This is a genomic window from Micromonospora sp. NPDC047812 (genome assembly GCF_040704175.1).
GTDB lineage: Bacteria > Actinomycetota > Actinomycetes > Mycobacteriales > Micromonosporaceae > Micromonospora.
Genome location: NZ_JBEYRY010000002.1, coordinates 607374 through 620669 on the forward strand (window position 1 = coordinate 607374; position 13296 = coordinate 620669).

Annotated in this window: 12 protein-coding genes and 1 pseudogene; 6 read left to right on the top strand and 7 right to left on the bottom strand. The window is 74.1% G+C overall.

Going from position 1 to position 13296, the window contains the following annotated elements; genetic code table 11:
• Positions 1-36: 36 nt before the first annotated feature.
• Positions 37-1503 (bottom strand): leucyl aminopeptidase family protein, encoded by a 1467-nt coding sequence (locus AB0883_RS10510; RefSeq protein ID WP_366640971.1) that lies wholly within the window; start codon positions 1501-1503, stop codon positions 37-39.
• 128 nt (positions 1504-1631) lie between these two features.
• Positions 1632-1799, bottom strand: coding sequence for a DUF3117 domain-containing protein (locus AB0883_RS10515; RefSeq protein ID WP_007455245.1), 168 nt, complete (start codon positions 1797-1799; stop codon positions 1632-1634).
• Between the two features lie 190 nt (positions 1800-1989).
• Between AB0883_RS10515 and AB0883_RS10520 the strand changes: the two genes are divergently transcribed.
• Complete coding sequence (locus AB0883_RS10520) at positions 1990-2808, top strand: PaaX family transcriptional regulator C-terminal domain-containing protein (protein WP_089002167.1); 819 nt, start codon at positions 1990-1992, stop codon at positions 2806-2808.
• Positions 2809-2810: 2 nt separating this feature from the next.
• Positions 2811-3602: an enoyl-CoA hydratase-related protein gene (locus AB0883_RS10525; RefSeq protein ID WP_366640972.1), complete on the top strand. Its 792-nt coding sequence runs from the start codon at positions 2811-2813 to the stop codon at positions 3600-3602.
• A 17-nt stretch (positions 3603-3619) separates the two neighbouring features.
• Here AB0883_RS10525 and AB0883_RS10530 read toward each other — a convergent pair whose 3' ends face one another.
• From AB0883_RS10530 to AB0883_RS10545, 4 genes and pseudogenes are all read right to left on the bottom strand, one after another.
• Positions 3620-4243: a hypothetical protein gene (locus AB0883_RS10530; protein WP_366640973.1), complete on the bottom strand. Its 624-nt coding sequence runs from the start codon at positions 4241-4243 to the stop codon at positions 3620-3622.
• Between the two features lie 13 nt (positions 4244-4256).
• The gene (locus AB0883_RS10535; protein ID WP_366640974.1) at positions 4257-4838 is read right to left on the bottom strand and encodes a DNA-3-methyladenine glycosylase I; all 582 of its coding nucleotides are present in this window, start codon (positions 4836-4838) and stop codon (positions 4257-4259) included.
• A gap of 194 nt (positions 4839-5032) precedes the next feature.
• The gene (locus AB0883_RS10540) at positions 5033-5530 is read right to left on the bottom strand and encodes an SRPBCC family protein (RefSeq protein ID WP_366640975.1); all 498 of its coding nucleotides are present in this window, start codon (positions 5528-5530) and stop codon (positions 5033-5035) included.
• Between the two features lie 443 nt (positions 5531-5973).
• A pseudogene (locus AB0883_RS10545) lies at positions 5974-6330 on the bottom strand (DivIVA domain-containing protein); the annotation flags it as partial.
• A 247-nt stretch (positions 6331-6577) separates the two neighbouring features.
• Between AB0883_RS10545 and folP the strand changes: the two are divergent.
• Positions 6578-7447, top strand: coding sequence for a dihydropteroate synthase (folP, locus tag AB0883_RS10550; protein WP_366640976.1), 870 nt, complete (start codon positions 6578-6580; stop codon positions 7445-7447).
• A 48-nt stretch (positions 7448-7495) separates the two neighbouring features.
• On the opposite strand, the gene ndhC is transcribed toward folP, so the two are convergent.
• Entirely contained in the window at positions 7496-7873 is a 378-nt protein-coding gene (gene ndhC, locus AB0883_RS10555; protein ID WP_121396759.1) for an NADH-quinone oxidoreductase subunit A, read from the bottom strand.
• Positions 7874-8004: 131 nt separating this feature from the next.
• On the opposite strand from ndhC, the gene AB0883_RS10560 reads away from it, so the two are divergent.
• The 3 genes from AB0883_RS10560 (at position 8005) to AB0883_RS10570 (ending at position 12620) form a co-directional block, all read left to right on the top strand.
• On the top strand, positions 8005-9414 hold the full coding sequence (locus AB0883_RS10560; RefSeq protein WP_366640977.1) for a hypothetical protein: 1410 nt from the start codon (positions 8005-8007) through the stop codon (positions 9412-9414).
• A gap of 331 nt (positions 9415-9745) precedes the next feature.
• Positions 9746-11593: a 2-oxoacid:acceptor oxidoreductase subunit alpha gene (locus AB0883_RS10565; RefSeq protein WP_366640978.1), complete on the top strand. Its 1848-nt coding sequence runs from the start codon at positions 9746-9748 to the stop codon at positions 11591-11593.
• Complete coding sequence (locus AB0883_RS10570) at positions 11586-12620, top strand: 2-oxoacid:ferredoxin oxidoreductase subunit beta (RefSeq protein WP_132231668.1); 1035 nt, start codon at positions 11586-11588, stop codon at positions 12618-12620. Before AB0883_RS10565 ends, AB0883_RS10570 begins: the two co-directional genes overlap by 8 nt.
• The last annotated feature ends 676 nt before the right edge of the window (positions 12621-13296 follow it).

The following is a 13296-nucleotide window of genomic DNA, read 5'->3' on the forward strand; positions in this document are numbered from 1 at the left end:
ACCGGGGGCCCGCCGGGGGCGGGCGCCGCCGGCCGGTCAACCCAGCGAGCCCAGCCAGCGCAGCAGCGAGCGTACGCCCCAGCCGGTCGCGCCCCGGGTCAGCTCGGCGTCGTCGCCGTCGGCCCACGACGGCGCGGACATGTCGACGTGCAGCCACCGGTCGCGCAGCCCACCGGTGAACTCCCGCAGGTAGAGCGCGGCCATCACGGACCCGGCGCCCCGGTCCGGCGAGCTGTGCAGGTCGGCCAGCTCGCTGCCGAGGTGCTCGGCGTAGTCGTCGGGCAGCGGCATCCGCCAGGCGGCCTCGCCGGCGGCGGCGATCGCGGCCAGCACGTCCGCGGCGAGCCCGTCGTTGTCGCTGTAGAGGGCGCCGTGGCGCTTGCCCAGCGCGACCGCGTTCGCCCCGGTCAGCGTGGCGAGGTCGACCAGCAGGTCGGGCTGGAGTTCGGCGACGGCGTACGCGAGCGCGTCGGCCAGGACGAGGCGCCCCTCGGCGTCGGAGTTGGTGGTCTCGCTGGTCGTGCCGCCGTAGTGGCGGATGACGTCGCCGGGACGGAACGCCGAGCCGCTGAGCATGTTCTCCGCCAGCGGCGCGAGCGTGGTGATCCGGACCGGCAGGCGCAGGGCCGCCGCGCCGAGGGTCGCCGCGACCACCGCCGCCGCCCCGGCCATGTCCTTGCGCATCAGCTTCATCGACGCCACCGGCTTGATCGAGATGCCGCCGGTGTCGAACGTGATCCCCTTGCCGACCAGCACCACGTGGGTACGCGCGTCGGCCGGCCGCCAGTCCAGCTCGACCAGGCGCGGGCCGCTGGCCGAGCCGCCCCCGACGGCGAGGATCCCGCCGAAGCCCTCGGCCGCCAGCTCCTCCGGGCCGCGTACCCTCAGGTGCAGGTCCGGCACGTCGGCGGCGAGGGCGGCGACCTGGTCGGCGAACCACTCGGGGTTCTTGACGGACGAGGGGGTGTTGGTGAGGTCGCGGGCGAACCGGGTCATCCGGGCCGTCGTCCGGGCCACCTCCAGGGCCGCGGTGTGCGCGTCCGGGTCGGCCACCACGACGTCGACCTCCGCCAGGGCGGGAGCGGCGCCGGCGTCGGTCAGCCGGAACCGGTACGAGGCCAGCAGCAGCCCCTCGGCCAGTCCGCGTACGGCCGCCGACGTGACGCCGGCCGGCATCGCCAACGTGACGCGTGTCTCATCCTTCGCCGCACGGGCCAGGGCCGCGCCGGCCGCCCGCCAGGCCGCCTCGTCGCCCTCGCCGACGCCGAGCAGCAGCAGCCGGCCGGGGTCCCGCCCGGGCCGCAACTGCGCCTGGACCTCGCCGGGACGCCCGGTCAGTCGTGCCGCCGGCGCCAGGGCGGCGGCCTCCTCGGCCACGCCGTCGGGCAGCCTCGCCCCGGTCGGGGCCGGTCGGGCCTGGTCATCGTCGGCCGGACCGGGCCGGACGGGCAGAACGAGGGTGTCGAGCCGGTCCGGCTCGGCGAGCAGACGGATGGCGAGCACGCGGAGCCGTACCTCCAGGAAGCTCGCGGAGCGTGGCTCCGCGGGGAATGAAGACCCTGAGCCACCGGCGGGGCCGGTGGCTCAGGGGTTGACGAAAGGCCCGCGCGAGCGCGCGGGCCGTTCCTCGGTCAGCCGGCGGCTGCCTTCAGTGCGTCACCGAGCGCGTTGGCCTCGTCGGGAGTCATCTCGACGACGAGCCGGCCACCGCCCTCCAGCGGGACGCGCATGACGATGCCCCGGCCCTCCTTGGTGACTTCCAGCGGACCGTCGCCCGTCCGCGGCTTCATCGCCGCCATGTTGTCTCCCCTCAGACCTACACCAGGGTCGGTGGGTTGCCCCACAGCCACTTCGTCTTGACCACCCGCAACGTACGCGGGGGTGTCGACCAACGATTTTCCCTGATGAACACCGCCGGACCCAAACCGAAGCAGCATTGATGTAACAGCATCTAGCTTATCCTGAGAAGGCCTGTCACAATGTGCGGTCATGCAGGCACGGTCGGCACTCTTCGACCTGTACGGCGACCACCTCCGGGCGAGGGGCGGCCGGGCACCCGTTGCCGCCCTGGTCAGGCTGCTGGCGCCGCTCGGGATCGCCCCGCCCGCCGTGCGTACGGCGGTCTCCCGGATGGTCCGCCAGGGGTGGCTCGACCCGTGCCGGCTGACCTCCGGGCCGGGATATTCGATCACCCCGAAAGCCGCCCGCCGGCTGGACGAGGCGGCGGCGCGGATCTACCGGACCGGCCGGATCACCTGGGACGGACGGTTCGACCTCCTGGTGCTGGAGGCCCCCCTGTCGCGGCGGGACCGGCAGCGGCTCGCGGCCAACCTGACCTTCCTCGGCTACGGCGCCCTCGACGAGTGCACCTGGGTGGCGACCCGGCCCGGTGAGGACGTGGACGTGCTGCTCGACGAGGCGGGCGTGCGCTACGAGCGGTTCACCGCCGCGCACACCGCCGGCACCCCCGGCGCGATGGGCGTGGTCCGCCGGGCCTGGGACCTGGCGGAGATCGGCCAGGCGTACGAGCAGTTCGTCGCCGAGCAGCGCCCACTGCTGGCCGGGGTCACCGTGCGCAGCCTCGACGAGGAGGCGTACGCCGCCCGGTTCCGGCTCGTGCACGCGTGGCGTACCTTCCTGTTCCGGGACCCGCAGTTGCCCCCGGCGCTGCTCCCCGAGCGTTGGCCCGGCACCGCCGCGGCCAGTTTCTTCGACCGGCACGCGGCGCGACTGCGGCCGGCCGCCGACCGGTACGTCGAGCAGTGCCTCGACTCCGGCAACCGCATCGCCCGACAGAAGGGTCGTTAGAAGTGACCGAGCCGCTGCTCGTCGACCGCACCGACGCCGTCGTCACCCTGACGCTGAACCGCCCCACGGCGATGAACGCGCTCGACGTCGCACTCAAGGAGGCGCTGCGGGACACGCTGGCCGAGCTGGAGACCGACCGGTCCTGCCGCGCGGTGGTGCTCGCGGGCGCGGGTCGGTCGTTCAGCGCCGGCCAGGACCTGCGCGAGCACGTGCAGACCCTGGAGTCCACCGACGGCAACCCGCTGGACACCGTCCGCGCGCACTACAACCCGATCGCCGCCCGGCTGGCCAACCTGCCCAAGCCGGTGGTCGCCGCCGTGCGGGGGATGGCCGCCGGGGCCGGTGCCTCGCTGGCCTTCCTCGCCGACATCCGCATCGGCGGGCCGTCGACCAGCTTCCTGATGGCGTTCGCCAACGTCGGGCTCGCCGCCGACACCGGCGCCTCCTGGACGCTGCCCCGGCTCGTCGGGCACGCCAAGGCCATCGAGCTGCTGATGCTGGCCGAGCCGGTACGCGCGGCGGACGCCTGCCAGCTCGGGCTGCTCAACCGCCTGGTGGAGGACGACGAGCAGGTGCTGCCGACGGCGCAGGAGCTGGCCGCCCGGCTGGCCGCCGGCCCGACCGTCGCGTACGGGGCGATCAAGCGGCAGCTCTCCATCGCCGACGCCGGCACGCTGGCCGACGCCCTGGCCGCCGAGGCGCAGGCGCAGACGATCTGCGGGGGCACCGCCGACCACCGCGCCGCCACCCTGGCCTTCGTCAACAAGCAGAAGCCGGTCTACGAGGGCCGCTGACGCCCGCCGGGACGGGGTCAGTCGTCCTCCTCCGGATCCTGGTTGGCCTCCGCGCCGAGCACGAACGCCTGCATGGCCAGCTCGTCGCCGGAGGGCGAGACGAAGGCGGGCAGCTCGCGGGGGCCCAGCTCCTGCACGTAGGCCCAGAACAGGCGGACCGCCTCGGCGGGCGACGCGGCCTCGATCGGCAGGTCGAGGCTGACCAGCCAGGAACGCCGCTGCGGCGGCGGGCCGAGCCGGTCGGCCAGCGCCCGGAAGGCCGCCGGGTCCAGCGCGGTCACCGGCCCGTCGAGCGCCAGCGCGTCGGCCGGCACCGGCTCGTCGAAGGCCCGCCGGGTGTACACCACCACCAGCGGCGCCTCGACCCGCTCGGACTGCGCGTCGTCCGGGTCCTCCGGCTCCTGGCCGCCGGCCCCGGTGACCCGGCCCAGCGCCACCAGCCTGGGCGGCGCGTCGGCCAGCACGGCCACCCGGTCGCCGGGGCGGGGTCGGGTGGCGTCGGCGAGGCCGGTCAACTCGAGCGTGTCGTGGTGGACGAGCCGCTCGGCTTCGTAGCGCCCGGAGGGCAGCAGCACCGCCCAGGCGCCCGTGCCGTCGGCGGGGCGCGCCCCGTCCACCCGGTGCGCGGTGTCGGTCGTCATGGCCCCCATCCCATCACGCCGACCGCGCCGCCACGACGTGGCAGCCCGCAAGGTGGTCGTCGACCATGCCGGTGGCCTGCATCAGCGCGTAGGCCGTGGTCGGGCCGACGAAGCGGAAGCCCCGCTTCTTGAGCGCCTTGGCCATCGCGGTGGACTCGGCGGTCAGCGCCGGCACCTCCGCGAACGACGTGGGTCGGGCCGGTCGGGGCGGCGGGGCGAAGGACCAGAGCAGCGCGGAGAGCCCCTCGGGAAGCCCCAGCGCCGCCCGGGCGTTGGCGATCGCCGCCTCGATCTTGGCCCGGTTGCGGACGATGCCGGCGTCGCCGAGCAGCCGGGCGACGTCGGCGTCGTCGTAGCCGGCCACGGTCTCGATCCGGAACTCGTCGAAGGCCAGCCGGAACGCGGGACGCTTGCGGAGGATGGTCAGCCAGGACAGCCCCGACTGGAACGCCTCCAGCGTGAGCCGCTCGTAGAGCGCGTCGTCGCCGCGCAGGGGCCGGCCCCACTCGGTGTCGTGGTAGGCGGCGTAGTCGGGGGTGCTGTGCCCCCAGCCGCATCGCGGCAGCCCGTCGGCGCCGATCACCAGGTCAGTCACGCGTCCACGCTAGGGCACCGCCCCGACGGGCCCGTGGCCCGCGGTCCCGCGCCGCGCCCGGACAACCGGGCCCGGTCCGACCGAGATCGACGACATCGGGGCGTCCCGGTGCCGCCGTCACCCCGATGTCAGCGACGTCGAGTCGATCACGCCAGGTCGTCCCACGGGGCACGCACGATCCCCGACCGCCCCGGTCAGGGGAGCCGGCCCTGCTCCACCAGCCGACCGAACTTCCTCAACGCCTGGCTCAGGCTGAACTTGGACCCGGGCCACAGCACCGGCCAGGCCACCCGGCCCGCCGGCCCGCCGGGCAGGTGGAACCACTCGTGCCAGACCACCTGGGTGCGGTCCCGCTCCAGGGGCGTACAGCGGAGGACGCCGGGGCCGCGCAGCAGCTTCCCGCAGTGCACGACGCCCACCTCGTAGGGCGCGTCCACCCGGACCACCCGCATCTCGTCGCGCAGCACGGCGGGGCCGAGCGCCGTGACCGCCTCGATCAGGCTGCCCTCGCCGCCGTCGCCCTCGACCACCCGGACGGTGGTGAAGGGGATCCAGTCCGACTGCCGCTCCCAGGCGGTCAGCGCCGCGAAGACCCGCTCCGCCGGCGCGTCGACGATCACCGTGGCGGTGACCTCGCCCGCGCCGGGCTGCGCCACGTCGCGCAGGTCGTCGCCGGGTTCCGGTCCGGTCACTTCGACTCCGACCCGACCACCGGGTCGGGGCTGGTCGCGTCGCCCGCCGGCCGCGTCGTGCCGTCGCCCGCCCCGGCCCGGTCCACGGCGGCGTCGCCCCCGTCGGTCCGGTCCACGGCGGCGTGCTGCTCGGCGGCGCGGTCCACGGCGGCGTCGTCCTCGCCGGTCCGATCCACGGCGGCACGGTCCACAGCGGCGTCGTCGTCCTCGCCGGTCCGGTCCGCGGCGCGGTCGGCACCGGTCCGGTCCGCGGCCCGGACGGCGCCGGGGTGCGTGGCGGCTGCGGGGCCGGCCGACGGCGCGTCCTTGGCCGCCGAGGCGACGGTCGGGCCCGCGAACGCGGGGATCGGCGCGACGACCACGTCGCTGTCCTCCGGTGCGTCCGCCCGGTCGGCCCCGACCGGCACCGTCCCCCGGGCCTGCGGCGACGGCGCGGTGGCGGCGGCCGCCTGCTCCCGCGCCCGGCGCAGGGCGTCGGCATCCGCCGTCCGCCCCTCGCGCAGCGCGGCGACCTCCGCCTCCAGCACGCCGATCAGCTCGGACTTGTAGCCGATGTCGTAGGCCGCCCGGCGCATCGCGTGGTCAACCTGGGCCATGCGGTAGCCCCGCAGCGCGGTGTCGAACCGGACCTCGCCCACGTCGGACTCGGCGAGCGGGCGGGCCGCCGGCAACGGCACGGCCCGTCCGTCCGGCTCGGCCGGCACCAGGCCGGGATCCCGGCCGGAGACCAGCACCGTCACCCCGAACACGACCGCCGCGACGGTCAACGCCACGACCAGCAGGAGCAGAACCTGACCCATGCACAGATCGTGGCATGTCGAACCGCCGGGAGCGACCCCGCCACCCGCCGCGTCCCGGATCCGTACCGAAGGACCTCCGCCCGACGCACCGGTCCGGGAGCATGATCACGACCCGCTCGAAGCCGCGCTCCCGCTTGTCCAGGTAGGCGGCGACGGCGGACCGGCGGGGCCCGACCCGGGCGGACCGGCTAGCGTCGTCATCGGCCGCCGGCGGGGACGGGTCGGCGGCGGACCTTCAGGAGGCGGCATGGCGGGGGCGCTTCGGCTCGGTGGGCGCACGTTCGGCCCGGACGAGCTGGTGGTGATGGCGATCGTCAACCGCACGCCGGACTCGTTCTTCGACCGGGGCGCGACCTTCGCCCAGGACAGCGCGTTGCGCGCCGTGGAACGGGCGGTCGAGGAGGGCGCCGAGATCATCGACATCGGCGGGGTCAAGGCCGGTCCGGGCGCCGAGGTCGACGTGGCCGAGGAGATCCGCCGCACGGTGGAGACCATCGCCGCCGTCCGGGCCGCCTTCCCCGACGTGGTGATCTCGATCGACACCTGGCGGGCCGAGGTGGCGGTGGAGGCGGTCGCGGCGGGGGCCGACCTGCTCAACGACACCTGGTCCGGCGCCGACCCGGCGCTGGCCCAGGTGGCGGCGCAAACGGGTGCCGGCCTGGTCTGCTCGCACGCCGGCGGCCTGGCACCCCGGACCCGCCCGCACCGCGCGGCCTTCGCCGACGTGGTCGCCGACGTGCTCACGACGGTGACCGGGCTCGCCGAACGCGCGGTCACCCTGGGCGTACGCGCCGACGGGATCCTGATCGACCCCGCCCACGACTTCGGCAAGAACACCCGCCACTCGTTGGAGATCACCCGCCGGCTCGGCGAGCTCTCCGGCACCGGCTGGCCGCTGCTGGTGGCCCTGTCGAACAAGGACTTCATCGGCGAGACGCTGGACCTGCCGGTGGCCGAGCGGCTGGAGGGGACGCTCGCGGCCACCGCGGTCTCGGCCTGGCTGGGCGCCCGGGTGTTCCGCGCGCACCAGGTCCGCCCCACCCGGCGGGTGCTCGACATGGTCGCCTCGATCCGGGGCGACCGCCCCCCGACGCTGACCCGGCGCGGCCTCGCCTGACCGTGGCCGGACGGGGACGGCGGGGCGACCGTCGGCCGCCCGGGGCCGTCAGGACCAGCGCAGGATGTTCTTCCGCCAGGCGTAGAGGATGCCGAGCGCCAGCACCGCGACGAAGACCGCCATCTCCACGACCGTGACCATGCCGAATCCCGGCCGGTCGAAGACGACCGCCCAGGGGAAGAGGAACACCGACTCCACGGCGAACAGCACGTAGAGATACGCGTACACGTAGTAACGGATCTGCATCTGCGCCCAGTCGGCGCCCACGGGGTCGAGGCCGCACTCGTAGCTGGTGCGCTTGCCGAACGGATCCGCCGGACGGGCGGGACGTAACACCCGGTTGGCCGAGAACGCCGTAACGAAGAAGAGGACGCTGGCGAGCAGCAGCAGCCCGAGCGTCGCGTACGAGCCCAGGTAACCGGTCACGGTCGCTGAGCCTACCGCTCCTCGTCGCCGCCCGGGTCGAACCCGTTACGGATTCGTTTCCCGACGGGACTAGTGCCCTCTGGCAACAATTGTCGAATATTGGGATCTCACTCATCGTCACCGGAGGACAGATGGCTCGCGTGGACGTACGGCCCGGCCGGCGGGCGCGTAACCGACGCGCCGTGCCCCTGCTGGCGATCGGTCTCGCGGTCGGACTGGCCGTCGCCGCGGTGCCGGGCTGGGCGACCGCCGCCCCGACCGCCGCGCGGGCCGCCTCCCCCACGACCGAGCCGGCCGGCGAGCCGGGCGGGGACCCGCCCACGGCGGATCCGACGGACACGGCTCCGGTGCCCACCGAGGCGCCCTCGACCACCGCGCCACCGCCGGAGACCACGCCCCCGGCCGCGACGACCGAGCCGGCCCCGACGACCACCGCCCCGGAGCAGCCGGCGCCGACCACCGCCGCGCCGACCACCGCCGCGCCGCTCCCGGCGCCGTCGGTGCCGCCGGTCCGGCCCTCCGCGCCCGCCGCCACCCCGCCGGCGCCCCTGGCCGGCGTCAGCGTCACGACCGACGACATCACCCTGACCGCCGCGTACTGGAACGCGCCGAGCACGGTGACCACGCTGCGGGTGACCGTCACGAACACGGGCACCACGCCCGCCCGGATCGGGCTGGCCTACACGCTCCCGGCCGGGCTGACCGACGCCGGCACCGGGGGCTGCGCCCAGGTCGACGGCGGGGAGCACCGCTGCGGCGAGTGGGCGAGCGCGCCCGGTGCCCGGTTCAGCACCCTGATCCGGGTACGCGTCGACGGCGACGCCTGGAAGCGGATGCCGCTCAGCGGCTCCGTCCGGGTCACCGCGACCGCGCCCAGCGTGCCCGGTGCGGTGGGCGACGACGAGGGCTTCGCGGTGCTCTTCCCGCCCGGCCCGCCGGTGCCGGGGATCAGGCTGGACGCCGACGCGGTCTCCTTCGACATCAGTGGCGGGTCGAGCGGGCTCGACGTGCGCCTGGGCAACACCGGGAAGGTGGACGCCGAGGGCCGGATCGAGGTGGTCCTGCCGGCCGGGGTGACCGTGCCCGCGCCCCCGTCCGGCTGCACCACGGTCGACCCCACCCGTACGCGCTGTGAGCTGGGCACCCTCGCCGCCGGCCGGACCGCGCAGCTGCGGCTGCCGGTCTCCGCGACCCCCGAGGCCCAGCGGCAGGCCCCGCTGGCCGGCGCGGTGCTCGGGCAGCTCGACCCGCGCAGCGGCCGGGCCCGGCAGGTGCAGATGAGCTTCCGGATCACCGCCGCCGCCGCGCTGGCGACCCCGGTGGCCTCGCCGCCCGCGCCGACCGGGTCGCAGGGCGTGCTCGCCGCCGACGCCCCGGCCGTCAGCGACGACGGCGGGGGCGGCTCGGTACGGCGGACGGCGATCCTGCTGATCGTGATCTCCACGCTGCTGGTGGTGTTCGCCCTCACGCTGGCGACCACCTCCCTGCGGCGGCGGATGACCGTCCCGGCGGCCGGACCGTCCACGGCACCGACCGAGTGACCCGGCCCGCCCCGGGGCGCCGGTCCGACCGGTCCGACCGGGCCGGCGTCCCGCCCGCCCCCGCTACCGGTGATCTGGATTACGGCGGCGGGACGGAAACACCTCAAAACGGGGTGGAATCTCGCTGGATCCCATCCCACAGGGCGGCCTCCGAGAATGTTGGGGCGGCGATTCGACGTAGGCTCTCAGGTGAGGTAACTACAGCGGACCGGGCCCGCCTCGGCGGGTCTGGTGCAGCGGTGCGTCAAGGAGGTCACGTGGCCGGGCAAGGCGAGGTCACCATCACGTCCAGCCGCCCGCGCGACCGCGCCCAGCGAAGCGAGGTGCAGGCGTGACCAAGCAGATCCGTCAACTGGACCGGGTGGTCATCCGGTTCGCCGGTGACTCCGGCGACGGCATGCAGCTCACCGGCGACCGGTTCACCTCGGAGACCGCGCAGCTGGGCAACGACATCTCCACGTTGCCGAACTTCCCGGCGGAGATCCGGGCTCCCGCCGGCACCCTGCCGGGCGTGTCGAGCTTTCAGGTGCACTTCGCCGACTACGACATCCTCACCCCCGGCGACTCGCCGAACGTGCTGGTGGCGATGAACCCGGCGGCGCTCAAGGCGAACCTCGCCGACCTGCCCCGGGGCGCGGACATCATCGTCAACACCGACGAGTTCACCAAGCGCAACCTGGCCAAGGTCGGCTACCAGTCGAACCCGCTGGAGGACGACTCCCTCGCCGGCTACGTGGTGCACCCGGTGGCGCTGACCTCGATGACGGTCGGCGCGCTCGCCGAGCAGGCGGTGTCCAAGAAGGACGCCGAGCGGGCCAAGAACATGTTCGCCCTCGGCCTGCTCTCCTGGATGTACAACCGGCCCTACGAGTCGACGCTGCGCTTCCTGGAGCGCAAGTTCGCCGCCCGCCCCGAGCTGGTCGCGGCGAACGTCGCGGCGTTCCGGGCCGGCTGGAACTTCGGCGAGACCACCGAGGACTTCGCGGTCCGCTACGAGGTCAAGCCGGCGAAGATGCGGCCGGGCACCTACCGCAACATCACCGGCAACGCGGCACTGTCGCTCGGCCTGGTGGCCGCCGGCGTCCGCTCCGGGCTGCCGGTCTTCCTGGGCGCCTACCCGATCACCCCGGCCTCGGACATCCTGCACGAGCTGAGCAAGCACAAGCGCTTCGGCGTGCTCACCATGCAGGCCGAGGACGAGATCGCCGCGGTCGGCGCGGCGTTGGGCGCGTCGTACGGCGGCTCGCTCGGCGTCACCACCACCAGCGGCCCGGGCGTGGCGCTCAAGAGCGAGACGATCTCCCTCGCGGTGGCGCTGGAGCTGCCGCTGGTCATCGTCGACGTGCAGCGGGCCGGTCCCTCCACGGGCATGCCCACCAAGACCGAGCAGGCCGACCTCAACATGGCGCTCTACGGCCGCCACGGCGAGGCCCCGGTCGCGGTGATCGCGCCGAAGTCGCCGGCGGACTGCTTCCACGCGGCCATCGAGGCGGCCCGGATCGCGCTGACCTACCGCACGCCGGTCATCCTGCTCTCCGACAACTACGTCGCCAACGGTTCCGAGCCGTGGCTGCTGCCCGACGTCGAGTCGCTGCCCGACCTGCGGGTCGAGTTCGCGACGAAGCCCAACGGCGACGACGGCACCACGTTCCTGCCCTACCTGCGCGACCCGCAGACCCTGGCCCGGCCGTGGGCCGTCCCGGGCACCGCCGGTCTGGAGCACCGCATCGGCGGCCTGGAGAAGGCCGACAAGACCGGCGACATCTCGTACGACCCGGCGAACCACGACTTCATGGTGCGCACCCGGGCGGCCCGGATCGAGACGATCCCGGTGCCGGACGTCGAGGTCGAGGACCCGGACGGCGACGCCCGGGTGCTGGTGCTCGGCTGGGGCTCCACGTACGGGCCGATCGGCGCGGCGTGCCGGGGCCTGCGCCAGCGGGGCCACGCCATCGCGCAGGCGCACCTGCGACACCTCGCCCCGATGCCGGCCAACCTCGGCACGGTGCTGCGCTCCTATGACCGCGTGGTCATCCCCGAGATGAACCTCGGCCAGCTCGCCCACGTGGTCCGGGCGAAGTACCTGGTCGACGCGATCGGCTACAACCAGGTCCGCGGCCTGCCGTTCACCGCCGCCGAGCTGGAGACGATGCTGGAAGAGGTCCTGAAGAATGTCTGAGCCCGTCGCCCTCAAGCTCACCGCCAAGGACTTCAAGTCCGACCAGGAGGTGCGCTGGTGCCCCGGCTGCGGCGACTACGCGATCCTCGCCGCGATCCAGCAGTTCATGCCGGAGCTGAACATCCCGCGTGAGCGGATCGTCTTCGTCTCGGGCATCGGCTGCTCGTCCCGCTTCCCGTACTACATGAACACCTACGGGATGCACTCGATCCACGGCCGCGCCCCGGCGATCGCCACCGGCCTGTCGGCGAGCCGGCCCGACCTGTCGGTCTGGGTGGTCACCGGTGACGGTGACGCGCTCTCGATCGGCGGCAACCACCTGATCCACGCGCTGCGCCGCAACGTCAACCTGAAGATCCTGCTGTTCAACAACCGGATCTACGGCCTGACGAAGGGGCAGTACTCACCGACCTCCGAGGTCGGGAAGGTCACGAAGTCGACCCCGGCCGGCTCGGCCGACGCGCCGTTCAACCCGCTGTCGCTCGCCCTCGGGGCCGAGGCCACCTTCGTGGGCCGCACCATCGACTCGGACCGCAAGCACCTCCAGTCGGTGCTGCGGGCGGCGGCGGAGCACCAGGGCTCGGCGTTCGTGGAGATCTACCAGAACTGCAACATCTTCAACGACGGCGCGTTCGACCAGCTCAAGGAGCCGGCCACCCGCGACGACTTCCTGATCCGCCTGGAGCACGGGCAGCCCATCACGTTCGGCAAGGACGGGCAGTTCTGCGTCGTGCACCCGCCCGGCGGGTTCGGCCTGGAGGTCCGGGAGACCGCGTCGGTGAACCCGGGCGAGATCGTCGTGCACGACGCGACGGTCACCGACCCGGCGTACGCCTTCGCGCTGTCCCGGCTGCCCGGCCTGGACCTGCGGAACACCCCGATCGGCGTGTTCCGCTCGGTGGACCGGCCGTCGTACGACAGCGTGGTGCAGGAGCAGCTCGCCGAGGCGAAGGCGAAGGTCACCGAGACCCCGGAGCAGCAGCTCGCCGGCCTGCTCGCCAGCGGGGACACCTGGACCATCCTCTGACCGACGCGGCCGGCCGCCCCTGAGCGGGAGCCGGGCAGGCGCACCGCCGCGTTGCCGGAACGACAGGAGGGGCTTGCAATCCGATCCCGGGTTGCGGGCCCTCCCCTTTGGAACACGCGCGACCACCTGCGCAAGCCGCCGACGCACCCTGGCCCGCCTCCGCCGGCACCCCGCCCTGGTTACGGTAAGTAAGGGAACCCACCCTTCCGCCAGTTACTACGATGAGTGACGGTTGCGTCGGCGCGGAAGGGCGGGGCGCTCGCCACTCTTGACGCCGAAAGCTCGTGACCAGCGTCTTCAGCGTGACGCACCCTCGGGAGCGACTAAGTCCCATCCGCCCTTTGCTCTGCATCATCATACGCAACAGGCACCCACGGTTACCGGTGCGCACGAGAGTGCAGAGCAAAGCGTCCGGAGGACATGGGGCGGGGACCTGCGGATCGAACACTGTGCGTGACCGCGCGGCCCCGACGGGCGTGCTGCGCATGTCGCTCGGCGTCCCGTTGTGCCGCACCGGGGGCGGGCGCCGGGCCCGACGCACGGGAGACCCGCAGCCGGCACCTGCGCCGGCGAGGCATCGCGACCGCACCGACACCGGCCCAGCACCAGCACCAGCACCAGCACCAGCACCAGCACCGACACCAGTATCGGCCCCCGCCCGAGTCAGGGCGGGCCG

Coding starts and splice junctions, on each gene's coding strand:
- AB0883_RS10530 (WP_366640973.1), bottom strand. CDS start 4,243: ATGACGACCGACACCGCGCACCGGGTGGACGGGGCGCGCCCCGCCGAC.
- AB0883_RS10515 (WP_007455245.1), bottom strand. CDS start 1,799: ATGGCGGCGATGAAGCCGCGGACGGGCGACGGTCCGCTGGAAGTCACC.
- AB0883_RS10560 (WP_366640977.1), top strand. CDS start 8,005: ATGGCTCGCGTGGACGTACGGCCCGGCCGGCGGGCGCGTAACCGACGC.
- AB0883_RS10520 (WP_089002167.1), top strand. CDS start 1,990: ATGCAGGCACGGTCGGCACTCTTCGACCTGTACGGCGACCACCTCCGG.
- AB0883_RS10570 (WP_132231668.1), top strand. CDS start 11,586: ATGTCTGAGCCCGTCGCCCTCAAGCTCACCGCCAAGGACTTCAAGTCC.
- folP (WP_366640976.1), top strand. CDS start 6,578: ATGGCGGGGGCGCTTCGGCTCGGTGGGCGCACGTTCGGCCCGGACGAG.